This window comes from Phormidium sp. CCY1219 (genome assembly GCF_055795085.1).
The window spans coordinates 1-26,080 of record NZ_JAYFEQ010000677.1; the positions used below are offsets into that span (position 1 = coordinate 1).

General features: G+C 51.9%; 20 protein-coding genes. 8 read left to right on the top strand and 12 right to left on the bottom strand.

Annotated features, from left to right (window positions below; genetic code table 11):
* Nucleotides 1-587 precede the first annotated feature (587 nt).
* The 3 genes from AC0QH1_RS19775 to AC0QH1_RS19785 all read right to left on the bottom strand — a co-directional run bounded on the left by AC0QH1_RS19775 (nt 588) and on the right by AC0QH1_RS19785 (nt 4,926).
* Nucleotides 588-1,088, bottom strand: coding sequence for a hypothetical protein (locus AC0QH1_RS19775; RefSeq protein WP_324633007.1), 501 nt, complete (start codon nt 1,086-1,088; stop codon nt 588-590).
* Nucleotides 1,089-1,180: 92 nt separating this feature from the next.
* Complete coding sequence (cysK, locus tag AC0QH1_RS19780) at nt 1,181-2,155, bottom strand: cysteine synthase A (protein WP_324633008.1); 975 nt, start codon at nt 2,153-2,155, stop codon at nt 1,181-1,183.
* A 122-nt stretch (nt 2,156-2,277) separates the two neighbouring features.
* Nucleotides 2,278-4,926: a sigma 54-interacting transcriptional regulator gene (locus AC0QH1_RS19785; protein ID WP_324633009.1), complete on the bottom strand. Its 2,649-nt coding sequence runs from the start codon at nt 4,924-4,926 to the stop codon at nt 2,278-2,280.
* An 8-nt stretch (nt 4,927-4,934) separates the two neighbouring features.
* On the opposite strand from AC0QH1_RS19785, the gene AC0QH1_RS19790 reads away from it, so the two are divergent.
* Complete coding sequence (locus AC0QH1_RS19790) at nt 4,935-5,069, top strand: hypothetical protein (RefSeq protein ID WP_324633010.1); 135 nt, start codon at nt 4,935-4,937, stop codon at nt 5,067-5,069.
* Nucleotides 5,070-5,530: 461 nt separating this feature from the next.
* Here the strand turns inward: AC0QH1_RS19790 and AC0QH1_RS19795 are convergent, their stop codons facing one another.
* Both AC0QH1_RS19795 and cobI read right to left on the bottom strand, forming a co-directional pair.
* Nucleotides 5,531-6,280 carry a cobalt-precorrin-6A reductase gene (locus tag AC0QH1_RS19795; RefSeq protein ID WP_324633011.1) on the bottom strand — a complete coding sequence of 250 codons (750 nt, stop codon included), beginning with the start codon at nt 6,278-6,280 and terminating at the stop codon, nt 5,531-5,533.
* A 300-nt stretch (nt 6,281-6,580) separates the two neighbouring features.
* Nucleotides 6,581-7,288, bottom strand: a complete 708-nt coding sequence (cobI, locus tag AC0QH1_RS19800) for a precorrin-2 C(20)-methyltransferase (RefSeq protein ID WP_324633012.1) — start codon at nt 7,286-7,288, stop codon at nt 6,581-6,583.
* Nucleotides 7,289-7,723: 435 nt separating this feature from the next.
* Here cobI and AC0QH1_RS19805 point away from each other — a divergent pair, with 435 nt between their 5' ends.
* The 5 genes from AC0QH1_RS19805 (at nt 7,724) to AC0QH1_RS19825 (ending at nt 11,383) form a co-directional block, all read left to right on the top strand.
* Nucleotides 7,724-8,050, top strand: a complete 327-nt coding sequence (locus tag AC0QH1_RS19805) for a NifB/NifX family molybdenum-iron cluster-binding protein (protein ID WP_324633013.1) — start codon at nt 7,724-7,726, stop codon at nt 8,048-8,050.
* Between the two features lie 32 nt (nt 8,051-8,082).
* Complete coding sequence (locus tag AC0QH1_RS19810) at nt 8,083-8,946, top strand: ATP-binding protein (protein ID WP_324633014.1); 864 nt, start codon at nt 8,083-8,085, stop codon at nt 8,944-8,946.
* Entirely contained in the window at nt 8,943-9,833 is an 891-nt protein-coding gene (locus tag AC0QH1_RS19815) for an ATP-binding protein (RefSeq protein WP_324633015.1), read from the top strand. Before AC0QH1_RS19810 ends, AC0QH1_RS19815 begins: the two co-directional genes overlap by 4 nt.
* Before the next feature lie 84 nt (nt 9,834-9,917).
* A complete protein-coding gene (locus AC0QH1_RS19820) occupies nt 9,918-10,256 on the top strand; it encodes a NifB/NifX family molybdenum-iron cluster-binding protein (RefSeq protein ID WP_324633016.1) in 339 nt (112 codons plus the stop codon).
* A gap of 266 nt (nt 10,257-10,522) precedes the next feature.
* The gene (locus AC0QH1_RS19825) at nt 10,523-11,383 is read left to right on the top strand and encodes a damage-control phosphatase ARMT1 family protein (RefSeq protein WP_324633017.1); all 861 of its coding nucleotides are present in this window, start codon (nt 10,523-10,525) and stop codon (nt 11,381-11,383) included.
* Between the two features lie 132 nt (nt 11,384-11,515).
* Here AC0QH1_RS19825 and AC0QH1_RS19830 read toward each other — a convergent pair whose 3' ends face one another.
* The 4 genes from AC0QH1_RS19830 to AC0QH1_RS19845 form a co-directional block, all read right to left on the bottom strand.
* The gene (locus tag AC0QH1_RS19830) at nt 11,516-12,712 is read right to left on the bottom strand and encodes a PQQ-dependent sugar dehydrogenase (RefSeq protein ID WP_324633019.1); all 1,197 of its coding nucleotides are present in this window, start codon (nt 12,710-12,712) and stop codon (nt 11,516-11,518) included.
* 375 nt (nt 12,713-13,087) lie between these two features.
* Complete coding sequence (locus AC0QH1_RS19835) at nt 13,088-13,648, bottom strand: hypothetical protein (RefSeq protein ID WP_324633020.1); 561 nt, start codon at nt 13,646-13,648, stop codon at nt 13,088-13,090.
* 36 nt (nt 13,649-13,684) lie between these two features.
* Nucleotides 13,685-13,942 carry a hypothetical protein gene (locus tag AC0QH1_RS19840; RefSeq protein WP_324633021.1) on the bottom strand — a complete coding sequence of 86 codons (258 nt, stop codon included), beginning with the start codon at nt 13,940-13,942 and terminating at the stop codon, nt 13,685-13,687.
* The gene (locus AC0QH1_RS19845) at nt 13,933-15,069 is read right to left on the bottom strand and encodes an AAA family ATPase (RefSeq protein ID WP_324633022.1); all 1,137 of its coding nucleotides are present in this window, start codon (nt 15,067-15,069) and stop codon (nt 13,933-13,935) included. Before AC0QH1_RS19845 ends, AC0QH1_RS19840 begins: the two co-directional genes overlap by 10 nt.
* Nucleotides 15,070-15,660: 591 nt before the next feature.
* Between AC0QH1_RS19845 and AC0QH1_RS19850 the strand changes: the two genes are divergently transcribed.
* Complete coding sequence (locus tag AC0QH1_RS19850; protein WP_324633023.1) at nt 15,661-16,419, top strand: TVP38/TMEM64 family protein; 759 nt, start codon at nt 15,661-15,663, stop codon at nt 16,417-16,419.
* A 239-nt stretch (nt 16,420-16,658) separates the two neighbouring features.
* Here the strand turns inward: AC0QH1_RS19850 and AC0QH1_RS19855 are convergent, their stop codons facing one another.
* Nucleotides 16,659-17,567 carry a hypothetical protein gene (locus AC0QH1_RS19855; RefSeq protein ID WP_324633024.1) on the bottom strand — a complete coding sequence of 303 codons (909 nt, stop codon included), beginning with the start codon at nt 17,565-17,567 and terminating at the stop codon, nt 16,659-16,661.
* 190 nt (nt 17,568-17,757) lie between these two features.
* On the opposite strand from AC0QH1_RS19855, the gene AC0QH1_RS19860 reads away from it, so the two are divergent.
* Entirely contained in the window at nt 17,758-18,615 is an 858-nt protein-coding gene (locus tag AC0QH1_RS19860) for a class I SAM-dependent methyltransferase (protein ID WP_324633025.1), read from the top strand.
* A 198-nt stretch (nt 18,616-18,813) separates the two neighbouring features.
* On the opposite strand, the gene AC0QH1_RS19865 is transcribed toward AC0QH1_RS19860, so the two are convergent.
* Both AC0QH1_RS19865 and AC0QH1_RS19870 read right to left on the bottom strand, forming a co-directional pair.
* On the bottom strand, nt 18,814-24,285 hold the full coding sequence (locus AC0QH1_RS19865) for a trifunctional serine/threonine-protein kinase/ATP-binding protein/sensor histidine kinase (RefSeq protein WP_324633026.1): 5,472 nt from the start codon (nt 24,283-24,285) through the stop codon (nt 18,814-18,816).
* A 492-nt stretch (nt 24,286-24,777) separates the two neighbouring features.
* Nucleotides 24,778-25,944, bottom strand: coding sequence for a nucleotidyltransferase family protein (locus tag AC0QH1_RS19870; RefSeq protein WP_324633027.1), 1,167 nt, complete (start codon nt 25,942-25,944; stop codon nt 24,778-24,780).
* Nucleotides 25,945-26,080: the final 136 nt, after the last annotated feature.

Genomic DNA, 26,080 nt, shown 5'->3' on the forward strand with positions numbered 1-26,080 from the left:
TACCATATTACCTGCCCGGTTTGAGACAACTTTTGTTCTGATTTTAGCAGTTTTCAGGTGGGCGGTGCCCACCTTACAAGTTTGGCGAATTTTTCCTAAAAATTTTTTCTCTCAATCCTTGACAAGGTTGCAGGTTTTGGTTTATTATACGGATAATGGAAAAGGTGCGGCCATATATAGGGTAGGATTGGTTTCTCCCCTGCATCGAATGAGCTGCAGGGGATAAGGGAGGGGCTTAAAAGCCAGAGGATGTTAGGGCTTTCGTTAAGGCTTCAATAAATTTTTCCCCCAAAAGGCTGGAGAGGAGACCCCAGAAGATAACCAGTAGGAATGCAAGTGCGAATTGAAGGGGGGTCAAAGGGTGGGCGTAAAAGGAGACGGGGATAAAGATAGTAAAAGCAGCCACTGCAGCCCCGGCGAGAAATCGGTAGATTGCGGGGGCGAGGGAATGGGGTTTACGATCGCTATTTTCCGAGGTCATAAGGGGTTTCTCCACAATACGGAATGATAGAAAATTGACAGACAGAGTTGAGAAGGGTGAATCTGACTGGATAATATAACTGCGAGAGCGATTCATTAACTGGGGTTCAGTGTTTTTTGAACCGTTGAAACGCACTCCCGAGTATGGGAAGCAGGACCAAAAGCGAAAGCCAGCGGGAATGAAGTATCAGCCAATTGGCGGCGGAGAAGAAGGCACTTTGCTGAAAAAATGCAAGCGCTACCTCATCGTTGGCACGATCGGCGATCGCCGCGCCCCCGATCGCGTATTGAGTGGCGATCGCGAACCCCCCCAAAGCCGCGTGCAGTGCGATCGCCGCGCCGCCACAAGCCAGCACTCCCACTGCCCCCCCACCCAGGGCGCAGACCCCGAGAGCGAGTCCTCCCAAGGATAGCACGCCAGCGGACAATCCGCCAATCGCCACACCGCCCACTGCGACGCCACCGATGGCGATCGCGCCGTTTGCCACATCCCCCAAGGCGATCCAACCGCGCGCGATTCCTCTGCTCATTTCATCGGGCGATCGCGGGCCGATCGCGAGGTGAACCAAGGGCCAACCCAAAAGCGTCATTCTGCTTGTATAATGCATCGCTCACCTCCAGAGCAACTGTCTCCTGCTGCCAATCCCATTCCAGTACATTGAACCGCGATCGGCCACTCCTTCCCGGCAAAATGGGGGTTTCATCCGGGAGAATTAGAAGTCACCGGACTTTCCTCCGGAACATTGGGAGCAAACAGGGGGGTACTTAAATAGCGTTCCCCGGCACTGGGTTGAATCACCACGATCTGCTTGCCCCTCCATTCTGCCCGCCGTCCAATGTGTAATGCCGCGTGAACCGCCGCCCCAGTGGAAATCCCACTGAGGATACCTTCTTGCTTCGCCAACTGTCGTCCTACGATATAAGCGTCCTCCTCACTCACGGCAATGACTTCATCCATTAAATCCACCCGCAACACATCGGGAACGAACCCCGCGCCAATCCCCTGCAAATTATGAACGTGAGGGGGTTGACCGCTCAATACCGCACTCCGCTGCGGTTCGATCGCAATTAATTTCAAATCGGGTTTCTTCTGTTTCAGATAGCGTCCCGCGCCGGTTAAGGTGCCCCCGGTGCCCACCCCCACCACCAACACATCTAATTCTCCGTCAGTATCTTGCCAAATTTCCACCCCAGTTGTAGTATAATGGATTTTCGGATTGGCGGGATTGCTGAACTGCTGGGGGGAAAACGAGTTGGGAATACTGGCTAACAGTTCGTTCGCCCGGGCGATCGCCCCTGCCATATCCAACTCGGCTGGGGTGGTTATCACTTCTGCTCCATAAGCCTTCACAAGCTGTTGTCGTTCCCGACTCATATTCCTCGGCATAGTGAGAATTAGACGATAGCCCTTGGCGGCACAAACCATTGCCAAGCCGATGCCGGTATTCCCCGAGGTCGATTCAATAATTGTGGATTGTCCAGGCTGAATCAACCCACTGCGTTCTGCTTCTGCTATCATACTAATCGCAATCCGGTCTTTTACCGACTTTGCGGGATTCAAGCTTTCCAGCTTCAGTACGATTTGTGCCTCACAGCCATACTGTGCTGGCAGATGGTTGAGTCGAACTAGCGGTGTATGGCCGATAATCTCGGTAATATTCTGGTAAATTTGCATCAGACTTCCCCAATAACGAACTTTATCTGTGTAAATAAAAGCGGGCGATTGAAATCGCGCCTCAGCAGGTTAAGTCCGCCGACGCGGACTAATGCTTTTTTACAGCCGAGGCGGACTCGATCTTACAACACCATCATGGCAAAGAAAGCTCCTGTCAATCCAAGCATCAATACAATCTGCCAGAGGTTATGCGTCAGAGAACGTCGGGTAATCCCAAACAAGAGATAAACGCTCACCCCGAGTCCCAACCAGAGTACCGCGCCTTGGAGGAATTGCGCCACATCCACACTCCATGTGAGGGTGGGCAGCAAGGCACCGTTAAACCCAAAAGTGCGGGCAAGGGTGGGCAATATCGTCCCGGATTCGGTAATCGCTGCGGGGATATAGTATGCCAAATTTGCGCCTAACGTCAGGGGAAGATAGGCGTAGATGACATGCAGATAGTCGGGATAGTCATCCCCTGGTGCGGGGGAAATGAGACGCACCCACAATCGCGTCAGTTGTTGCGTGCTATAGGTTAAAAGGAAGGGAATGCTTACCAGGAGGGTGACGACGGGCAAGGAAACCAGCAAGTGAGCGGAATCCAAGGGAATGTCTCCCCAACCGAACCACCGGAGTAGGCGATCGCCTTCGTGCATGAATACGCCGCCCAGCAATAACAGCAGCAACGCGACTTCTGCCCAAAACGGTTGATGTCCCTCCAGTATATCGGCGGCGGGGAAGCGCAGATTCAGTTGTACGGAACGATTGGGACAGGCTTTCAAACAGGTCATGCACAGGACGCAATCTCGATTGTCTTTTAACTGGGCGGGATGGGAATAGAGCGGACAGCCGCCAGTGGCTTGTCCTTCGGTGGGTAGGGCGTCGGGAAAGTTCACCGGGGTGGCATCGCTGCCTTTGTAGCAGCCAAAGGTACTACATTGACTGCCACACACCTGTTGGGTCGATCGCAGCTCGATCGCGGATAACTTGGCAAACAGGCCATTCATGCCCCCGATGGGACACAAGTAGCGACACCACAGGCGACGTTCGTAAATCAGGCTACAAACGATCGCGCCGGCGGTAATAATCATCAATAACCAAGCCGACAGATAGGCGCTGTGAGGCAAATCCCACAGTTTTTCCCACAGATAAATGGCGACGAATCCGCCCCAAAGCCACCAAGCGCCCCAACGGTTTAACGCTTTGGTATTCCAGGGTTTCAAGGAACGAGGAAATATCCACAGGGAGAGTTTTCGCAACCACTCGGCGGTAATCATAAAGGGGCAGACGGCGCACCACAGTCGCCCCAGGATCGGGAACAACAGGAGATAAAACGGCCACCACCAGGCCCAGAATACATGCAGGGTAATGCTGTTCCCGCGACTTTGCGGCCCGATGAACCCCATCAGGGTGACGGGAACAAATATCAGCATCATCAATACCCAGGTGCGCTTTGTCCACCAATCGCTCAACAGGAATTTTCGCAGTCCGGGTATGACGTTGAGCAGGTCAATGCGAAAGCTGTTTTTCTGCGATTCCACGGACCATAGCACTTGTTCTGGGATGACGGTTTGTCCGGGAGGAGTCATGCTGACGGCGCGTTTCAGGATGGCCTCAAGTTCGGCAATGTTCCCGGGATAGTCGTAGCTAATCAGGCGACGCAAATCCGCTTGGTTCAGTTCTAGGGGGGGACGTTCGGATTGGGCGCAGAACTGAGCTACAAAATATCGAGCAAAGTCGCTAATGTCGAGTTTGCGCTGGGTGAGAGCGAATAGTTTGATAAAGTGACTATCGATTTGGGGCAGGGCAATTTTTTTGGGGGCTATCAGAATCAGGCGCACCGAGAGTTGCACCGGGGTGGTAGAGTTGTTACGGTGAATAATGCCGGTTTTTAGGTATTCAATCAGGCGATCGCGGTCTCGTTTAGTGAGGAGATGAACGTTATCGATCGCCAGGGTACCGCGTTCGAGCAGTTCCAGGATGCCGAGTTCCCGTTCTGCATTGCCAAAAATGCGATCGCTGTTCGCCACTCCTCCCTCTTCTCGCGGAAGGGTGGCGCAGTCGATTTCGGCAAAGGGTCGGTCGCCAATGGGCGATCGCTGATGAATTAATCCGGCGATAAAGCTTTTTCCGGTACCGCTTTGCCCTTGTAATACCACCGGTTTGAGGTCTTGACTGGCAGTATTCACGGATTCGGTGAGTTTTTTGCTCCCTTTGCTACAACCAACGATACTTTTGTCATGGGGAAGGGGTTGCAGATAGGGTTGCAATCCCTGAATTCTGGCTTGTTCTGTGGCCAACCGTTTGGCAAATCGCTCTAAGTCTTCGGCGAGAAGACTGGTAATCGCTTGCTGTAGGTCCGGATACTCCCGAGTCAGGGTTTTGAGGATGTCTCGGTGCAAAAACCACACTTCGCAACAGGTGAGAGCTTTTGCATTTGCCTGATATTTATGGTGCAATTGATTGCTAACTAAGGGTAGATAGCCAAATACGTCCCCTGCATTGCGATAGGTGATGTGACTTTTTCCCACCGGGGAATTGCGATAAATTTCTACGGTTCCCCATTTGAGAAAATAAAGTCCCTGGGGCGTTTGCCCTTCTTGATAAATACATCGGTTGGTGGTAATGGGGAGGAATTGCAGGTGACGGGCGATCGCCTGAATCGTCGCATCGCTCATTTTTCCCCACACGCGGTGGAAGGAGAGCCAATTTTCGTACTCTAGGTATTCGGACGGATCCCCAATGAGGTCGGGGGATTCCGGATATAGAGGAATGGAGGAATTAGACATGTTAGTCCTTGGGCGTTGAAAACGATGGTTGGAGCAACACTCCCAGCAACGCGGATGGTGAGGATGCGATCGCGGGTTACATTGTGGGCGAGAATAACTTCGGATTTTACGCGATCGCCACTATTGCCACCCTAAATGGTTAATACCCCCTCTCTCAGAACAATCCCCCCCGATTGATCTTTCGCGCTTGGGTTGAGTCTTGGATTTAGGATTGGCTGCTATCTTGCGTTTCGATTGGTTTGAGAGTGCTCCATTCTAATGGTTTCTGTTATTGTACCTTACTTTGGCGCTTGAATACTGGCCTAGGATGTAAATTTTTTTGAAGGGGAATTTCCTCTGGGAGGGGATGCGCGGGCAATGTTTGGATTGTATCGTTTGTTCGGGAGAAGCGCGGGGGAGGTAAATCGCACCTGTACGCCGACTACTTTTTTTGACAGCTATTCCAGCACTTTTAGTATCAATCAAAGATAGCGATTCGTTTAGGCGGTTTGAAATGCTGGGGGTGCGAGGGTCTAGCTTACTCGTGAAGTCGCTTCTAGCTGGCGCTAGGGAGTAGCGAGCCAGAGGCTCGCACTTCCGGCTAAATAAGCTGAGATGAGAAAAGCTAGAGATACCCTCGCAGCCAGCACAGAGCGCTGTCTATATCCCCGATCCGTTCGGTTTGCGGAAGGGATGGCCGTTGTATCATTACCACCGGGAGTCCGAATTCCCGCGCTGCCATAATTTTCGGGTAGGTGGCATCGCCGCCACTGTTTTTGGTGACGATCGCGCCAATGTCATACCGCCGCAACAGCGATCGCTCTTCAGCGAGGGAAAACGGCCCCCGTTGTGCGAGTACGATTCCCGGCGGTAACCGCATATCCCCTGGCGGTGGAGTAACTATCCGCATCAGAAACCACAGGTGGCTCAAATGGGCATAACTAGCCAGTTCTTGCCGACCAATCGTGAGAAATAGGCGGGGGGCTAATCCAGGTAAAACCCCGGCGGCGGCTTCGTGGTTTTGCACTTCTACCCAGCGATCGCCGACGGTTTGTTCCCAGGCGGGACGCAGCAGCATCACGTGGGGAATATTCTCCTGTCCGGCGGCGATCGCGGCATTCCAGGACATCTGCGCCGCAAAGGGATGGGTGGCGTCAATCAACAAATCAATCTGCTGTTCTCGCAGATACTCCCTCAACCCAGACACTCCCCCAAACCCGCCGATTCTCGTGGGGATGGAGCAGTTCACCGATTGACGAGTCCGACCCGCCAGAGAGGCGATCGGCTGCAATCCTTCTAGTTTAGAGGCTCTGGCTGCCAGTTTCAATCCCTCGCCAGTGCCACTCAAAATCAGCACTCGTTTTGGTTTTCTCATAAACAATTGATACGGCAAACGCTTTTCTACTCAATTCGGGCAAGCCACAGTAGGCAGTTTAATTATAAAATACCCTCCGGAGAAATAGTAACAAAAATTATAGCTTGAATGAGTCCGCGTAGGCGGACTTAGTATGCCCAGGCGCGATTTCAATCGCCCGCTTTAATGAATCTTACGCTAGAGCTTGCCCAAGTGCGATTTCAATTGCCCGCTGTTGATTGGCAATCCTCTGGGGGGAGGCGGTAGCTCGGGAGAGGCGTTCCCAGGCTCCGCCTGGGAACGAGTTGTCGGGCGTATATTTTATACTTGTATTTGACTGGGAATTAAAATCAAAGACCAGTAGGGAACTTCTGCCGGATCGACCTCGGTAATCGCAATGATGCGCTGATTGGGGTGAGTTGCCCGTTCGATATACAAAGCGCGCTCTAGCAGCTTTAACTCTGCCAGAATCGTGCGAACTTTGGCAAAGTGCCTGCCGACTTTGATAAGAACGGCGGCATCAACCCCAGAGAGCCGATCGCGCAAGGTGGTTTCATCCAATGTAGCGGGGATAATACTTAGCACATCGGTGCGGTAGGCGATCGGCGCGCCCAGCATTGCCGCACTGGCGAGGGTTGAAGAAATTCCCGGGACAATTTCGGTAGGAAATTGGTGCGCGAGGCGCTGGAACAGATACATAAAAGTACCATACAACATTGGGTCTCCTTCGCACAACACGGCCACATCTTGTCCGGCGTTGAGGCGATCGCCAATTTTTTCTGCAGCGATATCGTACTCCGGGAGAGCCGATCGCTGGGTACTGAAAGGCAAGGGTATGGGAATTTCCGCGCGATCGGGAGGAATAAACTGCGCCACGATCGCCCGGGCCACACTTGCGCCATTTTTCTGGGTGGGATAGGCAATTACGGGAACGGAGGTCAAAATCCGGTGAGCTTTCAGGGTCAGCAATTCCGGATCTCCCGGCCCAATTCCTACCCCATACAGTCGTCCTGGTGTTGCGATCGTCATTCTTTCTCCTTGTTTTAGCTCAACATGCAGGGCGATCGCGCCCCTCCCCCTCCCTCACGCGCCGACCATCGGCCACAAGGCGGGCAATATATGATAGCACGTTGTTGGCAATTATAGAACGGATCCGGTGGCAGTGGGTTGGCGATCGGGCAAGGTCTCTGTTCCCAAAATATTGCCGCAAATATTACCACATCGCGCCACATCTGACAAGGTGAATGGTGTAAATTTTTGTGAAGGGCGATCGCTGAGGGAATTTGGGTACGCTAATTAATAAGGACAGAAAAGCGGTGTAATCCCTGCGCCCGGGGCAATCCGAGCGCCCGGATTCCGCCTCTATCCGAGAAATGCCATAAATCTTTACTCAAACTACTGGACTTTTTTTCATCGTTATTTTACTATTAGGTTATGAAGTAGTTTAAGCAGGAGGGACCCCCCATGAAAGTCGCCATTAGTTCCACTGGTCGTAGCCTAGAGTCCCCACTGGACCCCCGGTTCGGGCGCTGCGCCTATTTTCTTCTAGTAGACTCCGACAGCGGAGAATTCGAAGCCATCCCCAACGAGGCGGCCAGTCAGACCGGGGGTGCAGGGATCCAATCGGCCACCACTGTGGTGCAAAAAGGAGCCAAAGCGGTTATTTCCGGCCAGTTTGGACCGAAAGCGGCGCAAACCCTGAGTGCGGGCGGCGTGCAAACCTACACCAGCAATGCAGCAACGGTTCGCTTAGCCTTAGAAGAATGGCAGCAGTCGTCCCCGAATGCCTAATCCGAAGCTTATCTCACTCCAAGGAGGGAGCGATGACATCAAAACGCAGCACCATTTGTATAGCCGGCGGGAAAGGCGGAACGGGTAAAACCACCGTAGCGGCGAACCTGGCGGCGACTCTAGCACAACAGGGAAATCCCGTCACTTATCTCGATTGTGATGTGGAAGAACCGAACGGGCACTTATTCCTGCATCCTACCCTAAACCGCCGCGATCGCGTCACCGTTCCCATCCCGCAAGTAGATAGCGATCGCTGTGCGGGATGCGGACAATGTGCCGAAATCTGCCAATTCAACGCCATCACCGTCCTCAACGGATCGGTGCTGGTCTTTCCGGAACTGTGCCACAGTTGCGGGGGATGCAGTCTCATCTGCCCCAACGGCGCGATCGCCGAAGTGCCGCAAGAAATCGGCACTGTAGAAACCGGCACCGCCCAGGGGATAAACTTCGTGCAAGGACTGCTCGATATAGGGCAAGTCAAAACCCCCCCGGTGATTAATGCCGTTAAAGAACATATCCCCCCCAGCGGTATCGCTATCCTCGACGCTCCTCCCGGCACTTCTTGTCCGGTGGTGGAAACTGTGCGCGATGCGGACTATCTGGTGCTGGTCACCGAACCCACCCCCTTCGGGTTGCACGATTTAAAACTGGTGGTAGACATGGCGCGAGTGCTGGAAATTCCCTTTGGCATTGTCGTCAACCGGTCGGGAATTGGCGATCGCGCCCTATACACCTACTGCGAAGCGGAAAAGATCGAGATTCTCGGCGAAATCCCCGACGATCGCCAAGTCGCCGTGGCCTATTCCCGAGGACAACTCGCCGTGGACGTCCTCCCGGAGAGGCGATCGCAATTCGCTCGCATTGCCGAAACCCTATCACAAAAGGTATCATTATGAAAGAACTGGTGATTATCAGCGGCAAAGGCGGCACGGGCAAAACCAGTGTGGTGGCCTCATTTGCCGCCCTCGCACCCCATCCCGTCCTCGCAGACTGCGATGTGGATGCTGCCGACTTGCACTTAATCCTCTCCCCCAGCATCCGCCATCGGGAAGAGTTCGTCGGGGGCAATCGCGCCTCCATCGACCCCTCCCGCTGTATCGGCTGTGGAGAGTGCGAAACCTACTGTCGCTTCGATGCCATCCATCCCGCCCCCGATGGCAATACCTATCGGGTAGACCCCTTGGCTTGCGAAGGCTGTGGCGTGTGCGCGCACTTCTGTCCTGCCGAAGCGATCGCCTTCGGTCCGGCGGTAAATGGGGAATGGTATATCTCCGATACTCGTCACGGTCCGATGATTCACGCCCGCTTGGGCATCGCAGAAGAAAACTCGGGCAAGTTAGTCACCCTAGTGAGAAATAAGGCCAAGGAAACCGCCGAAACTCTCGGTCTCCAGTTGATGATTACCGATGGATCGCCCGGGGTGGGCTGTCCGGTGATGGCCTCTCTCACCGGGGCGGATGCGGTGCTGTTGGTGACCGAACCGACGCCCAGTGGCTTGCACGACCTCGATCGCGTGGTGGATTTGTTACAGCGGTTTCAGCTACCAGCGATGGTTTGTATCAATAAAGCGGATCTGAATCTGGAATTGACAGAACGGATCGAAGAGTATGCCGTAAAGCGCGGCTTGCAAGTGGTGGGGCGAATTCCCTATACCCCGACGGTGACTGCCGCACAAACCGCGAGGTTAAGTGTGATAGAGTATGAGGAGAATGAAGCCGCCGTCAGCCTGCGTGCCATCTGGAACCGGGTGGCACATACCCTAGAAGCAATGGGCGATCGCTAACTGCCGATTCCCTCAATCGCATATAACATCTTCCGCGTCTTAATCGGATAACATCTAACCCAACGATAAATCAGGAGAAGAAGAATGAAAGTAGCCGTTCCAGTTTCTCAAGGCGTTTTGTCGCAACATTTCGGCCACTGCGAAGTGTTTTCCCTGTTCTCTCTCGATCCAGACAGCAAACAAATCCTGGACTCCCAAACCCTGACCCCACCGCCTCACGAACCCGGGGTGCTACCCAGATGGCTGTGCGAGATGGGGGTAGATTTGGTGTTAGCAGGGGGTATCGGACCGCAAGCGCAAAATCTGTTTGCCGCACAAGGCGTAAAGACGATCGCCGGTTGTCCCTCCCTGGAACCAGCAACCGTGGTGCAGCAGTATTTCAGCGGTACTCTGTCTACTAGCGATAATACCTGCCACCATTAATACGAACAAAAGGCGGGGAATTGAAATCGCGCCGAACCAAGCCTTAGCGTAGCCCGGTTGCGCCAGCGCTATAGTCCGCCTACGCAGACTATTTGATTCCCTCATTCCCCCCAGGGGAGAACGCCTCTTCCGAGGCGCATCCTCCCCAAAGTGGCCAAGTTGTGCGACTCCAAATCCTCACTGCTACGCCACCAACGCCCTAACAGAATTTTCCCCCAACTGGGGGATCCGACTCCCATTAATCGGCTAGAGTTCTATCCAATGTGATGAAGACCTATTTAGATTGTATTCCCTGTTTTTTGCGCCAAACCCTGTCGGCGGCGAAAATGGCCAGCGACGATCCGGCGCTGCACGAAAAGCTGGTGCGACAAGTGTTGCAGGAAGCCAGCACCATGAATTTCGATCGCTCTCCAGTAGAAATGGGGATGCAGATTCACCGCACCCTGCGGGAATTGAGCGGCAATCCCGACCCCTACCGGGCAGTTAAAGACCGCAGCAACCAGCGGATGATGAAGGTATATCCGCAGTTGTTGTCCCGGGTAAACGCCGCACCAAATCCCCTAGCAATGGCGATGCGCTTGGCCATTGCTGGCAACATTATGGACTTTGGGGCACAAGAGAATCTCGATGACGAAACGGTAGATAAAGCGATCGCCGAATCGATGGCCATTCCCCTGTCCCTAGACGCGATCGCCCAGTTTCGTCAGGAAGTAGAGCGCGCCCGGGATATCTTGTACCTCGGCGACAATACCGGGGAAATCGTCTGCGATCGCCTGTTGCTGGAACAACTGCCCCGGGAAAAAATTACCTACGTGGTGAGAGGCAATCCGGTGATTAACGATGCCACGATCGCCGATGCGGAATCCGTGGGCATCGCCGAATTAGTACCTGTCATTGACAACGGTTCCGATGCGCCGGGAACGATTTTGGCGGAATGCTCTCCGGCATTTCGCGATCGCTTCGCCGCCGCCGATTTGATTATCGCCAAAGGTCAGGGCAACTACGAGAGTCTCAGCGATACGGACAAAAATATATTCTTTCTCCTGAGAGCCAAATGTCCCGTCATCGCCCAGAATTTAGATTGCGCCATAGGCGTGCAGGTGTTGCAGCGCGGTCGGCGACGGTAAGTGCCGGCGGGGACTCAAAGTCCCCGCCTCATCGCTGAAGCCTTTGTGTAAAAAAATGAGTCCGGGTAGGCGGACGAAAGTTTGCCTCGGCGCGATTTCAATCCCCCGCCTTTCACTCCAGCGAACATGATATCACTCCAAGCGAATCAGTTGCCCATTCGGTTCGTCGGTGAGGACGTAAAGTGCCCCGTCAGGCCCTTGTCGCACGTCTCGCACCCGCTGACCGATCGCGATCGCCCTTTCCCCGGCTACCGCGCCCGCCGCATTTAGCTCGATATGGCGCAGGTCTTGAGAAACCAGCCCCCCGGCAAACAGATCCCCGGTCCATTCCGGTCGGCGATCGCTGGTATAGACCGCCAAACCGGAAGGGGCGATCGCTGGCGTCCACACCTGTTTCGGGTCCACCATTCCCGGGCGCGACTGTTCCTCAGAAATAATTCCCCCAGTATATTCCCGGCTATAGGTAACCACCGGCCAGCCGTAATTCTCGCCCCTTTGCAGCAAATTCAGTTCGTCCCCGCCCCGGGCACCATGTTCCGTCGCCCAAATCCGCCCGGTTTGCGAATCCACCGCCAGTCCTTGGATATTGCGATGCCCGTAACTCCACACCGTCGGCTCTGCATCGGGAGTGCTGACAAAGGGATTGTCCGAGGGCACGGAACCATCATCGTTTAGTCGCACAATTTTCCCCAGATGACTGTCCAGGTTTTGCGCCTGAGTGCGGATGAGTTCCCCCTCGATGCTCACTGGGGGATTTCCGCCATCCCCGATCGCCACCAGCATGGTCTCGTCGGGCAACCACACAATGCGCGACCCGAAGTGCTGGCTCCCGGGTTTCGCCTGCGATACTTGAAAAATCACCTCAAACTCGCTCAGGGCGTTCCCATCGAATTTTGCCCGCGCCACTTGCGTGCGGTTCCCGTCCTGGCTTCCGCTGGCATAAGTGAGATAAATCCAGCCGGTTTCCGCAAACCGAGGATGCAGGGACACTTCCATTAACCCCCCCTGTCCCACGGCGAAAACTTCCGGTACTCCCGGGATGGGGGTGGGGTCGAGGACGCCATCGCGCAGGATCCGCAGTCGTCCCGGGCGCTCGGTTATCAGGATTGCCCCATCCGGTAGCCACGCCATACTCCACGGATGTTCCAGGTTGTCCGCCAGAACGGTTTTCTGCAGCTCTGGCGAGCTAGCTACGGTATCGGCGGGAACCAGGTTCTGCGTGCGGGTGGGGGTCTGGGATGGGTTGGAGGTCAAGGCACAACCGGCGATCGCGCAACTGGCGATCGCGCTACCGATGATTGTACCGAGGGAATTGGATTTCGCGGTCATGGCTACAGGTTAAGTGATGGCAGTTTGCTAACTATTGTAGAAGCTTTTGCCCGCTTTTTGCTCCCCCGGAATTGCCGATGCGCCAAATTTTCTCTCCCTTTTTCTGGGAAAGAATAGCCGCTAATAGCTAAAGTCGGTTAAAAACTGACTGAACGGATTATCCTACCAGTTGACAATCGGCAAAATTTGCGTTACTATACGAATAATGGAAAAGGTGCGGCCATATATATAGGCTGGAGCCAAAGAGATTTGCTCGCCGCCACTCAAAGTCCCCGGCTAATAGCTAAAGTCAGTTAAAAACCGACTGAACGGATTATCCTACCAGGTTTTGACTCGTTCCGCGGCTCGCGGGAACCTCTTCCCCAGAAAAATGTCTCATCTCCCACCACTAACTGTAGAAAAATCCGTTTCCTCAATCAATCGACGTAAGTTTTGCCATTCTGGCAACCATTCCCATACGTTATCTGGTTTTTGCTCAATTCGCGTCACAATTCTTTCTAAAAACACTTCCTCTGGTGAGTAATTAGAGTTAGGGGAAGGTTCAAATCCAACTCCCCGGAGGTTATCTCTCATGGCGTATAGCAAATCTTTTCCTGCAAAATAGCAGAGATAATCCGCAAAACGCGAGCCACCCGGTTTAAATTGAGGAAGCAAGGTAGAAAACTTATTCTCAACGTCTGCTTCAGAAACTACGTGAAATCCCCCATATTCTCGAACGATTTCGGCGATTCTTTCTTGGCATGGTTTTTTCCCGATTTTGCGGGGAAAGCAATGTCCTTTCCTAACTTCTTCACCCCAAAAATTCTTAAATCGCTCGCAGGCTAAGGCTGTTCTGGCGGCTGAGTATGCAGCAATTTTTTCGGCTGCATTGTCTAAAGCACTCTGATATTCATTGGGAGAAGGTGCTTTTTTGTCTAATGCTTTTTGCACCACCACTGGGTCGATTAAATAGTTTTCAATCTCTTTTCTTTCTCATGACCAGCCAATCCAATTCTCTGCATAAATTAATCGAGGGGGTTCGTCAAATTTGTGGGAAGCGCGACAATCAAAATCGCGATCTACTAGACAAGCTAAATTCGGAATTCTGCGGCGATCGGCGATGATACTACCCAAAAAGTTTGAGGTTTTTCCGCCTATCGGTCGAATGTCGCATTTCGGGAGTAACTGACGAATGACTCGAATATCGATGCTTTTCGGATTTCCCTCACAGTAGAGAACGGTTACAGACACAATGTTCCTCCGGGCAAACGATAGGTTTCACTTTCTGCGATCGCATTGCTAATCGATTCCGAGTGAGTGGTAATAATAAACTGACAGGTTGGCTCAATTTTCATAAGCTGACCCACAAAATATTGAGCCGCCGACGGATGTAAATTGAGGTCAATTTCATCAATTAAAACCACTGAATAAGCAATTTGTTGTCTGACGAACTCGTATAACAGGGGAAATACAGACTGCTCGCCGGCTGACATTTCTGCAATATCGTAGGTTCGGTATCCATCATTAAGCAAGAAATAGGTTTCTTCATCAGTAGGAGAGTCCAAACTCGGAGATTTTTCTAACCCGGCGAAGGAGCGCTCTGGAAATACCTTTTTATAAAGTCTTTCTATCTGCAAGAGATAACTATGGGAATAATCGCCTACACCGGATTCCCGTTTTCGATACCAATCAATTAAATACTGTCGCAACCGCCCTACTCCTAGCTCAAATGAAGTTTCGCTACTGCGTTCTTTTACGTTGTTTCCGCTGCTATCTGGGTGGGAACCCGAGCCTAAATTCCGAAACTGGTCGAACCAAAAAACCCCGGGAAGTTTGGCAAAATACTCTCGGAAAGACTGCTCCCGCCTTTTGATAAACCATTGGGCATAATATCTGCCCATAAACTGAGCGCGTTGTGCTGGAGTATCCCCCGCTTTCCAAAAATCGCCGCTCAACACCAGGCGCACTTTTTGGCTATCTCCCGGTTCGACAAAATCGCGCATTTCTTTGAACTCAGACGGTTGAGCGTCGTACCATTTTCGAGCCAATTCGCGCGTGGCGTCTAGTTCATCTTGTTCGAACAAAACTTGCATCTCAATTCGCGGAGAACCCCATCTAAAATAGCGACTGGGAAGGAAACCAATCCAGTCAAAATCGGAGATATCGAAAATCCGACGAGTGGCTAATGCAAGTGGAATGGCGATCGCTTGTAATAGAGTGGTTTTTCCGCTCCCATTATCCCCCAAAATCAGATAGCGACTGCTAACTTCATCCAGAATACTATTCTTGAATGAAATCTCTATATCCTTAAACCGCTTAAAGTTTTGAATGTAAATAGATTCTACCTTCACCCGCTTTTCCCCTCTAACGGACATCATCTGTGGCGGTGCGTGGTTCGGAGGAGAAGCAGCAGAAGCCTCGCCATCCTTGTCCTTTCCCTGAAAAACGCCACCTCAAAGCACTAATCTTAACCTATCAAATTTTCAGACATGTGGCAACATGAGGCATGAGAATGGCTTTCCAGGGCGCACCGCCCCCACAATCCGCGTGACACTGTAGGTTGAGAAAAATACCCTGAGCCAGGGTAGGGTTAAATGCGAACAGAGCTGCTCCTACGCAGGCTAATTAAAAATAGAGGTTTGACCGGTAGATTTGGGATCGGTGTTCTCGCTACCGCGCGATCGCCGCCCGGGGTTTTGAGCAGTTTGGGGTGGTGACGGAGAGACTTATTTCGCCTCGGGAGGAGCCAGGAGGGGAGATATAGGGGCGCACCTATTCCATTATCTTTAGGCTAACACAAAATTTGTCAAATTTACCGTTAATTTGGAGAAATTTGGCTAAATTTGTCCCAGGGAGAAACACCCCTAGGGTGGGAAATAGGATTTTGAGGCAACATTCAGCTTGTTCTCAGGAGAGACTCATCTGCAGGTGATGGAATACAAAGGTGTGAAGTGCTTGGGGAAGAGCGGATGAAAGAGGAGATGCTGAATTGCGGGGAAAAGAGACGATCGCAGTGTAGATCGGTTTCAGCGAGACTGCGGCGACAATGGATAAAACAGGGGCGGCGAATTCAACAGTGGGGGCGATCGCCGAAACTGTGGGTAGCGATCGCCCTAGTGCTGTGTCTGCTAGTGAGTTGGTTGACCCCGCTCAACCGTCTCTTCGATCGCGCCTTTCTCACCGCCACCCTAGAACGGTGGGGAAATTGGGCGGTATTTCTCTTCGTGTTTATATACGTTGTTGCCACCGTTGTCGGCATTCCCGGCACAGTAATGACCCTAGCGGGCGGTGCGGTATTTGGGTTGCTGTGGGGAACAGTGTGGTCCGTTATCGGTGCCACCCTTGGGGCGATCGGGGCCTTTTGGGTAGCGCGGTACCTGCTGCGAGACTGGGCGGAACGACGATTCGCACATCATCCCGCCCTGGCAAGATTCGATCGCGCCGTCACCCACTACCCGCTTGCATTCGTGCTTGCCGTGCGTTTTGCCCCCATCTCCCCGTTTAACGTAGTTAATTTTCTGTTTGGGCTGACCTCCCTGCACTGGATACATTACGCGATCGGCACCCTGTTCGGAATTATCCCCGGCACCCTGGCTTATACCTGGCTGGGCGTCACTGGAGATCGCGCCTTGCGGGGAGGCGATCGGCTGCCATTTTTCCTAGCCCTCAGCGCGATCGCTTTGCTTTCGGTAATTCCGGTATGGGTGAAACGGAGAATGAACCCATAGGGTGAGCAATGCCCATCCTACAGCGATCGTTTTTTATGCCTAAGCTGGGGAAAAGTGAGCCATGCCCCCTACAGTTTAGGCGTAGAAATATCCGCGTGTTTTATACAGCGAATAATAATAATCGAGTCGGTTAAAACCGACTTCAGCTATGAGACGGGGGTTTAAACCCCCGGCGGACTATGAGAAGGGGATTTAAACCCCCGGCGGACCTCAGGGATGAGGCACCGCCAGAGTTCGGATCAAAACTGATAGGTGACGCCGATTTGCAAAACCGGATAGAAACGGAAGCCGTCGAGGTCCTCCTGGAGGTCTTCTTCTTCGCGCTGCAGTTCTGTTTGCAATCCCGGACTACCCGCGCCACCGGTGGCGGTCAAATTCACCTCGGGAGAGCGTTGAAACATCACGCCGAGGTCTACAAAAAAACCCCATCGCTTACCCGGGGTGACGGGATTGCCCCAACCCACTCCAATATAAGGAGCGAAATCGGGAAAATCCACTTCCGCCTCCAACGTGCCAACTTCAGCGGCGAGAAAGGTAGAATTGCCGATTTCGTAAGCTTCCACACCGTTGATAGTTGTCGGTTCACCACTTCCGGTCGCTTGATTGCCATTAAACACCAGGCCCCCCGTGAAGCGGAACCCCTGATTTTCAATCGGATAATAATCCACCAGGGCCGGAATAGTTCGCAGATCCACATCCGTATTGTAGTCAATCCCGCTTTCCTCAAAATCGGCACTAAAAGACAAGCCGTTATACCCGATTCTGGCGTTAAGATTGGGCAAAATTCTGCCCGTCACATTCGCGCCCAGGCCCAGGGTGCCCCCGGTACCGATAACGCCAATTCCGCTGCGTTCTTCTTCCAGGCGGATAGTGCGCGGTGGGGATGGCGGGGTGGGTTCCGAAGGCGGTACTGGTGCGGGGGGGACCGGGCGAGTGGGGGGCGAGGGGGCCGGTTCGCGGGGCACCTCGCGCCTGGGGGGCGGTGGGGTACCCTGACAGCGAGAATTTAAGGGGAATAACCGACAAAGGGTTTCCAGGTCAGTTTCTTGCGCCTGTAGGGGTTGCGATCGCTGCGCCTGCATCGCCAGGGCGCTGGTGATGCCAATCAAGAGATAAACGAGCTTTATGGGTTTAAATGTTTGGGGCATGAAATTCCTGTTTTCACCTGCTTTTGGGCTGGATAAACCTGCTTTGGCATCATATAGCATAAGGGCGATCGCGACGCAAGCTTTTTTCAGCACTGGCGGCGGTGTTTTTTCCCCTAGAGGAATCCCCGGTTTTATAATTAACTTAAGGCTGCAATTTTTTGCCTATTATTTTTTGGAGGTCAGTCAAGTTATGGCAGTTCGCAAAGACACCATCTTCGAGCGGTTTCTCGGCCCCGTGATGCGGCTGTTTCTGGATGAAGCAGAAATGCGACGGTTGCATGAAAGTATCGACTGGGAGAGAGAAATCGCCCAATTCCAGCGAGATATAGAGTATCCATCCTACTACATCAGCCAAAACTTTCACGGAATCGAAGGCGGGTATTTAACGGCAGATGCAGCGGTGAGTTACGACCCCATCACCCAATATGTCCTCCCGCCCAACGAAACCTTAGTGCGCCAAGGAGCGATCGATGCCATTAGCGGGCAACCCCGTCGCATTCTAGATCTCGGATGCGGCACTGGTTCGATGACCCTCATGCTGCAGCAAGCCTTTCCCGAAGCGGAAGTTATCGGATTGGATTTATCTCCCTATATGCTGTGTATAGCCCAGCGCAAAGCCCAAGCTGCCGGCTTAGAGATTCAGTGGGTACATGGGAATGCGGAAAAAACCGACTTCCCCGACGCCGCCTTCGACTTGGTAACGGCATCGTTATTATACCACGAAACCCCTCCCCGAGTCGCGCAAGCGATCGCCCGAGAAAGCTTTCGCCTGCTGAAAACCGGCGGCGAGTTTATCGTTTTCGATGGCAATCAAAAGACCCTGCGCCACACCGAGTGGCTGACCGACATTTTCGAGGAACCCTATATTCGCGATTACGCCAAAGGTAGCGTGGATGCTTGGATGGGGGCGGCGGGATTTGGCGCAGTGCGGACCGAGGAGCACTGGTGGGTCAATCAAGTGACGCGCGGGGTAAAACCGATCGCCAATTCCGCCTCGGAGTCACCCTCCTCCACCGCTGAATGGGTGCAACAACCCAGTTTCGCCTAATGCCGATTGCCTCACATGAAATGGCAGATAGGTCTGAAACGCCCTATCTTGGATCGGTGCGTGACCCCCGTAGCCAATGAGTGGGAGAATTGCCCGACTCGGTGGCGGGGGTCACGCACCCTACCTGGGGGGCTACGTGAGAAGCGATCGGGGATATGGGGTATAAAAGAGCGATCGCCCTCCATCGGAGAGTCGGTCTTAGGCGGATTTTCGGTGAGCTTGACGCAGGGGAATTTCGATAATAAACTCGGTTCCCTTGCCCGGAGTGGAAACGCACTGAATTTGTCCTTGATGCTTGTCTGCAATAATTTGGTAGCTAATCGATAACCCAATACCCGTGCCTTTTCCGGGGGGTTTGGTGGTAAAAAACGGGTCGAACAAGCGATCGCGCACCGACTCGGGAATCCCCGGACCGTTATCGGAAATGCGGATAGCCACCACATCGCCGCCAACGACTTCCGTGCGAATGGAGATAGTCATTTGTCCTTGGTCATTTGACTCCAATGCATCGATCGCATTAGCAATGATATTCATAAACACTTGATTGAGTTGTCCCGGATAGCATTCCACTGGGGGGAGGGAACCATACTCTTTAATAATATTGATTCCCGAGCTATCTGCTGTGGGTTTCAAGCGGTTGTGTAAAATCAGCAGAGTGCTATCGATACCCGCGTGCAGGTCTACTGCTTTTACTTCTGCTTCATCCACCCGAGAAAAGGTGCGTAAAGACTGGACAATTTCGCGGATGCGATCGGCTCCGATTTTCATAGCGCGCAGCACTTGGGGCAAGTCTTCCACGAGAAATTCCAGCTCAATTTCTTCTAAGCGATCGCGAATTTGGGGGGCGGGATGGGGATAGTGCTGTTGATAAAGGGCAATCAATTCGAGCAAATCTTCCATGTAATCTTCTGCATGAGGAAGATTGCTATAAATGCAACCCACGGGATTATTAATTTCATGGGCAACCCCCGCCACCAATTGTCCGAGACTGGACATTTTTTCAGTTTGAATCAGTTGCACCTGAGTGGTTTGCAATTTTTCTAACGTGCGTTGCAATTCAGTGGCTTTTTCCCGTTCTCGTTGTGCCGATCGCTGTAAATCTTGGTAGAGGTTGGCATTGTCCAGAGAAATTGCAGCTTGAGCGGCTAACAGGGATAAAATTTCCAAGCGATCGCGCGTAAATGCGCCCACCGTCAGCCGATTTTCCAAATACAAAACCCCAGTTAAAGTACCGCGATCGCGCACTGGAACTCCTACAATCGACTTAGGTTGATGAGTTGTGATATAGGAATCCTCCGCGAACAATTCCTCATTCACCGCATCATTCAGCACCACCGTTTCCTCAGTTCGCGCCACATAATTAATCACCGAAATCGGCAAATCCGGGCGTTCTTCTAGAGGAACAAATGGCATAACGATGACATTTTCTGGTTCCACAGAACATTCCGCCGCCAGAACCAAAGGGTTATCGTCGGATGCGGAAACATCCCGATGGCGCAACAGCAGCAATCCTTTTTGTGCCCCGGCATTTTCCATCAACACCTGCATCAACTTATCCAGCAAGCGATCGAGCAGAATTTCCCCCGAAATCGCCCGATAAGCTTTCAGGAGGGAAGATAAATCCAAGGCGGCGGAAGTGCTTTCCGTACTGCTAGATTTTGTGGTGCGAGTCACAGTGATATCCAGGGGTGCGGTTGCGGGAACGCGGGAGAGGAATTGGGGATATCGTTGTTCTAACTGACTCACTTTAGCCCCTGCGCCCCAAGTCATGTAAGCATAATAGGCATCGGTGAGATAAACCCGGGCAATTTTTTCTTTTCCGCGCTGCAAATAGAAAGTGCCGGCGAGTTCGTGAGCTAATGCTGCTTCCGGGAGATAGCCCGATTGTTGCGCGCCAGCGATCGCGCGATCGTATTCCTCCGCCGCTTCCGCATATTTCCCCTGAATTCGCCACAATTCTGCCGCCACCAACTCGTACTTATGCTGATAGTTTGCGCCCCCAGAAACCGCCCATTTTTTCAGTTTTTTCTGATTGCGCTTAACCTGCTTTAAGTATTTCTTTTGAGTCTTGGCATCCACCTGCGGATAATCTCCCAGCAGCGCCAGAGAATAGTAAAAATTATGCAGGGGAATATTCATCGTCCCCAAAGCGCCTTCTTCATAGTGCAAAGCGCAGCAAGCGTTTTCCACCGCAGCGGAATAATCCCCAAAGCAATAGTGCAAGAAAAGTTTAGCCAAATACACCGGAAACAGCACCATGCGATTGCCCGATTCGATTAATTGCGGCAGCATTTGCCCTTCATCAAAGCTCGGACCGGCCAGAGTTTTTGCTGTAGCGAATTGCCCTTGTAAATTCAGCACCACTTGATGCCAAATTTTGCCATAATAGAGCTGAAACGCTTGTTTGTACTCGCCCATCAGTTCCAGGTAATTGGATTGTTTGAGTTGTACGTCGGGCAGTGCTTCCCCACTCAAAAACAGGTAATTGCAATAAAACGCGGCACAGTGACAGGCAAATTCTTGGTCGCCGGTTTCTAACCCGCTGTAGATACCTTTTTGCAATGGGTCGAGGGTATAGCGCACATGTTCTTGCCAGTGGCGGATAAAAAATTCGCGGGTGAGGTAAACTTTGGCAGCGATGGGTTTGGCGTTGAGTTTTCCTAACAATTGTAGCCCCAATTCACCAAACCGAGAGCCTTGTTTGATATCGCCAACAATGCCGCACAAAATCATCCCATAGGCGGCATAGGCATAGGCGGAAATCGGCGCATTTCCGTACTTCAGGCTCAGCTTAATCATAGTGAAGACAATGAGCGGAAAAAGCTCGGGTTTGGCGATAAAAACGGGCGGAACGGAATTCATCAGAATTCGCATAGCGGCGATTTTATCCGGTTGGGTCATTTCGGGCAGTTGTGCCAAGTCTTCAATGCGTTTTCCCGCCATTGCAACTTTGGTACTCAGCAACCCGGCGATCGCGCGCATATCCCCGGCGTTTTTCGGCAGAGAAATGCCCAACATTTCCAGCACTTCCAGAGCGATATCCACCGCTGCTGCCATTTGGTTTTGGGCGATATAAAACTGGAGTTTCTTTTCGTAAACGCTTGCGCGATCGAGCAGAGTTTGAGCGCGCTGTAACACGATATCCGCAAGCTGGTTTGCTCCCTGGAAATTCCGGTTTAAATATTCCGCTTCTACCGCTTCTACATGCAGGTGCAAGGTCAGTTGATATTGCGCGGTCCAACTCTGTGGCGATAACAGATTCAACCCCTCGTTTAAATAGCGCACTGCAGCTTCATAGGCGGTTGCAGCTTTAGCTTTTTGACCGGCAATCAAATTGAGCTGGGCTAATTCCTCTTTTTCAGTTTGCAATTCTAAGGTATCCGCACCCACATTTAATTGGTTCACCAAGGTGAAGATATTGGCTTCTCGGTCCTCGGGGGGAATGCTTTGCAGGAGCAATTGACCGATGTTGAGATGGGTAGCTTTTTTCTGCGTTTCGGGGATTAAAGAATAGGCAGCTTGTTGCACGCGATCGTGGAGAAATTTATAGGAAATCGAGCCTTGCAGGGCGGGAACTTTTAAAGCAAAAGTTTCCCTGTCTGGAGTTTCCCGAAGGGTTTCCGGGGCAATTTCGCCCAGCATGGGAATTTTATAGGCATTGCTCGCGGGTAAAATTAATCCCGCCTGTAGTGCTGCCCACAACTCCGTAGCGGTTTCGCTCTGGGATTGATGCCTTGCAATGGCGAGGACTTCTAACGTAAATTGATTGCCGATACAAGCGGCTAGCTTCACCAGTTCTTGGGTGGATTCGGGCAGTTTTTCAATGTTCCTGGCTACTAATTCTATTACGCTTTTATCCGTGATGCCAATAGCTTGAATTTGAGCGATATTCCACTGCCAATTGCCGGAAATAAAGTCAAACTGCAATAGCTTTTCAGTGGCTAAAGATTGCAGCATTTGGGTTAAAAAGAAGGGATTGCCCCCGGTTTTGTGGAAGAGAAGTTGGGCGAGTTCTGCGGATGGGAGAGAAGCGGCGTTTCGGTCCGATAAATCGCGATCGCTCTCTAAGGTATCTGCCACTAATGCTTTGACATCCGACAAGGATAAAGGTGTCAGTTGAATCGAATTAACCACTGCACCGGCGTTTTCCATATTTTCAATGCACTGCATCAACGGATGCACCGCACTGACTTCGTTATCTCGATACGCGCCAATCCACAGCAGATATTGCGTGTCTGGGGTACTCATCAGGGAGTCGAGAAACTGCAAAGAGGCGCTATCTGCCCACTGCAAGTCATCTAAAAATAAAACCAGGGGATGTTGTTTTTGGGTAAATACCCGAATGAATTGTTGGAAAACTCGATGAAAGCGATTTTGCGATTCTGTCGGTCCGAGTTGGGCCACCGGGGGCTGTTTGCCGATAATCCGTTCTACGGTAGGAATCACATCAATAATGAGCTGCCCGTTATCTCCCACTGCAGCGAGGATTTGTTGTTTCCAGTAGGCGATTTTGCTGCGATTTTCGGTGAGCAGTTGCCGAATCAGTTCGGCAAAGGCTTGAATTAAGGCATCATAGGGAATGTTGCGCTTGAATTGGTCGAATTTGCCTTTGATAAAGTAGCCGCGCTTTTTGACGAGGGGTTTGTGGATTTCTTGCACCAAAAAGGATTTTCCGATACCGGAATAGCCGGCGATCGCCATCATTTCTGCTGCACCAAAACTCACCCGTTGAAATGCCTGCATCAGGGTAGCAACTTCCCGTTCTCTACCATATAATTTTTGCGGAATTAGCAGTTGAGCGGATTTATCTCGCGCCCCCACTTGAAACGGCGCGATCGCCCCTTGACTTTGTAGGCGATCGAGACTGCATTGCAAATCATACTGAATCCCGGCGGCACTTTGATATCGTTCTTCGGCGGTTTTTGCCATTAATTTCATCACGATATCCGACACCACGGGAGGAATTTCACGGTTGAGGTGATGGGGGGGAATTGGCGTTTTCGCCATATGTGCGTGAATCAATTCCATCGGATCGGCGGTGGTAAAGGGAAGTTGCCCGGTGAGCATTTCATAAAAGCTCACGCCGAGGGAATAATAGTCCGTGCGATAATCTATGCAGCGATTCATTCTCCCGGTTTGTTCCGGGGACATATAGGCAAGGGTGCCTTCCAGTAAGTTCGGATCCATCGGCGTGGGATTTTCTTTCCACAGGCGCGAGGCAATGCTAAAATCTGCAATTTTAACTTGACAAGTGGCGGGATTGATGATAATATTTGAAGGTTTGATGTCTTTATGAATGATTTGTCGTTCGTGCAATTGGCCGATAATTTCTACCAGCATCATGCCCAAGTGCAGGCACTCTTGAAGAGAAAGGGTTTTCTGAGATAAAAAATCTTTCAGGGATTCGCCGCCAAAGTCTTCTAAGACGATCGCCTGAATTTCGCGATCGCAAATAAATTCCAGGGGATTGACCACCCCAGGGAGTTCTAGGGAATGGGAAATTTCATATTCATATCGCAAGGCGGCGATTTGTTCCAGGGTGGGATAATCCTGTTTGAGCCGTTTAATAATCACTGGCGAACCATCGGATTTTTTGATGCCGCGACAGATGACGGTATTGAGTCCTTCTTGCAGGATTTCTCCGATTTGGTAGCCGAAAAGTGCCTTCATTTCTTAAATGTCCTCCTTTACGGGTGTGGTGGAACGAGCGTTTAAATAATTTCCTCTCGATTGCGTTAATGATGTTACGGAATTAACAATGCACTGGATTGTTAGGGTGCGATCGCCATTTCAGCAAAGCCACAAAATTTTTCTGGGTAAAATAAAATTTGTGTTATTATTTTTTCGGCTTAATTTATTGTTACCTTCTCCGCTTCACTTTTGCATCAGCAAATCCACCACACCGACTTCCGTAAAATTACGGAGACCCTCCCTCAGTAAATTTACTGAGCTGACCGATGCTGCCCTGCAAGGAGGCAGGTGGCATTCGGGGGTGCAGTGGGGGCGAATTCCCTTTTCCTTGGGGGTTTGCGCCCCTCAGAACCGCAATATTGTAGCACAGGGGCAGGTTGTTACAAAATTTAACCCCCGTCCCTCCCGAAACCAGGGGAGGACACTGGGGGTGCAACATTGCCGAGAGTTGGCGATTAAACGCCGGACAAACTACTCCGGTTCGTGTTCGAGCAATTCCGCGATCGCCCTGCCTTCTTCGGGTGTATCGATGGGCAGCACTTGACGCGCATCGGTAATCAACCAATCCAGGGCCGCCGCTTGCACGTCAATCGAGGCCCCGGTTTTATCCACGCAGTAGCGACCAAACACCAGCTTATCCACCAAACGCACCCCAGGTCCCAAGCGCGAATATTCAAAAATCACGCTATTTTCCACCGTCGTCCCACTCGAAATCTGACAACTCGGCCCGATCATCGTCGGACCGACAATTTTCGCTCCATCTTCAATCCGCGTCATCGCCCCAATGTACACCGGACCTTGAATCTCCACCTTATCCCAGTCCATCACCACATTTAAACCAGTGTACACCCCAGGTGCCACTTCTTTCCCCGGAATCGACACATTTTTAATTTCCCCCAGCAACACGCCGCGAATCGCGCGCCAATAATCCGGAACCTTTCCAATATCCACCCATTGGAAATCCATTGTAATCCCATAAAACGGTGCCCCCATTTCCACCAACTTGGGAAATAAGTCGCCGCCAATATCAAATTCTTGCCCGGAAGGAACATAATCGAGAACCTCTGGCTCGAAAATGTAAATCCCGGTGTTAATGCTGGTACTCATCGCTTCGTCCACCGACGGTTTTTCTTGGAAGGTCTTGATGCGATCGTCTTCATCGGTGACCACCACCCCGTAGCTAGACACTTGCTCCCGGGGGACGGATTTCATCACAATCGTGGCGATCGAACCTTTTTCTTTATGAAACCGCACCGCCTCGCTGATATTCAGGTCAATCAGCGCATCCCCGCATAACACCACAAAGGTATCGTCAAAAAAGGGGTAAAAGTCTTGGATTTTCTTCATACCCCCCGCACTTCCGAGGGCTTCCCCAACCAGTTGGCCATCCACGATTCGCCCTTCAAAGGAATAGGCAATTTCTACCCCAAATCGCTGACCATCGCGAAAATAGTTTTCGATTTCGTTGGCCAGGTGGCTGACATTGACCATAATTTGGTCAAATCCATGTTGGCGCAGCAACTCGACCAAAAATTCCATCACTGGCTTTTGCAGGATGGGAATCATCGGTTTGGGAATCGTGTAGGTGATGGGACGCACGCGGGTACCTTTACCCGCTGCCAGAATCATGGCTTTCATGATAACCTCCGATACGTTTGGAAACCCCCGTGCTTTAGCCGGGGGAGGAAAAACGAACATGCGGCTTTAGCCGCCGTCAAAACTATATTGAGAATTGGGTGTGCAGCGGGTTCGGTTGCCCCTGCACATAGAGATA

Bases quoted from the DNA above. Each gene is read 5' to 3' on its own strand.
- AC0QH1_RS19820 (WP_324633016.1), top strand. From the start codon at position 9,918: ATGAAAGTAGCCGTTCCAGTTTCTCAAGGCGTTTTGTCGCAACATTTC.
- AC0QH1_RS19810 (WP_324633014.1), top strand. From the start codon at position 8,083: ATGACATCAAAACGCAGCACCATTTGTATAGCCGGCGGGAAAGGCGGA.
- AC0QH1_RS19830 (WP_324633019.1), bottom strand. From the start codon at position 12,712: ATGACCGCGAAATCCAATTCCCTCGGTACAATCATCGGTAGCGCGATC.
- AC0QH1_RS19845 (WP_324633022.1), bottom strand. From the start codon at position 15,069: ATGATGTCCGTTAGAGGGGAAAAGCGGGTGAAGGTAGAATCTATTTAC.
- cobI (WP_324633012.1), bottom strand. From the start codon at position 7,288: ATGACGATCGCAACACCAGGACGACTGTATGGGGTAGGAATTGGGCCG.
- AC0QH1_RS19795 (WP_324633011.1), bottom strand. From the start codon at position 6,280: ATGAGAAAACCAAAACGAGTGCTGATTTTGAGTGGCACTGGCGAGGGA.
- AC0QH1_RS19850 (WP_324633023.1), top strand. From the start codon at position 15,661: ATGAAAGAGGAGATGCTGAATTGCGGGGAAAAGAGACGATCGCAGTGT.
- AC0QH1_RS19865 (WP_324633026.1), bottom strand. From the start codon at position 24,285: ATGAAGGCACTTTTCGGCTACCAAATCGGAGAAATCCTGCAAGAAGGA.
- AC0QH1_RS19805 (WP_324633013.1), top strand. From the start codon at position 7,724: ATGAAAGTCGCCATTAGTTCCACTGGTCGTAGCCTAGAGTCCCCACTG.
- AC0QH1_RS19825 (WP_324633017.1), top strand. From the start codon at position 10,523: ATGAAGACCTATTTAGATTGTATTCCCTGTTTTTTGCGCCAAACCCTG.
- AC0QH1_RS19815 (WP_324633015.1), top strand. From the start codon at position 8,943: ATGAAAGAACTGGTGATTATCAGCGGCAAAGGCGGCACGGGCAAAACC.
- AC0QH1_RS19870 (WP_324633027.1), bottom strand. From the start codon at position 25,944: ATGAAAGCCATGATTCTGGCAGCGGGTAAAGGTACCCGCGTGCGTCCC.
- AC0QH1_RS19855 (WP_324633024.1), bottom strand. From the start codon at position 17,567: ATGCCCCAAACATTTAAACCCATAAAGCTCGTTTATCTCTTGATTGGC.
- AC0QH1_RS19860 (WP_324633025.1), top strand. From the start codon at position 17,758: ATGGCAGTTCGCAAAGACACCATCTTCGAGCGGTTTCTCGGCCCCGTG.
- cysK (WP_324633008.1), bottom strand. From the start codon at position 2,155: ATGCAAATTTACCAGAATATTACCGAGATTATCGGCCATACACCGCTA.
- AC0QH1_RS19785 (WP_324633009.1), bottom strand. From the start codon at position 4,926: ATGTCTAATTCCTCCATTCCTCTATATCCGGAATCCCCCGACCTCATT.
- AC0QH1_RS19775 (WP_324633007.1), bottom strand. From the start codon at position 1,088: ATGCATTATACAAGCAGAATGACGCTTTTGGGTTGGCCCTTGGTTCAC.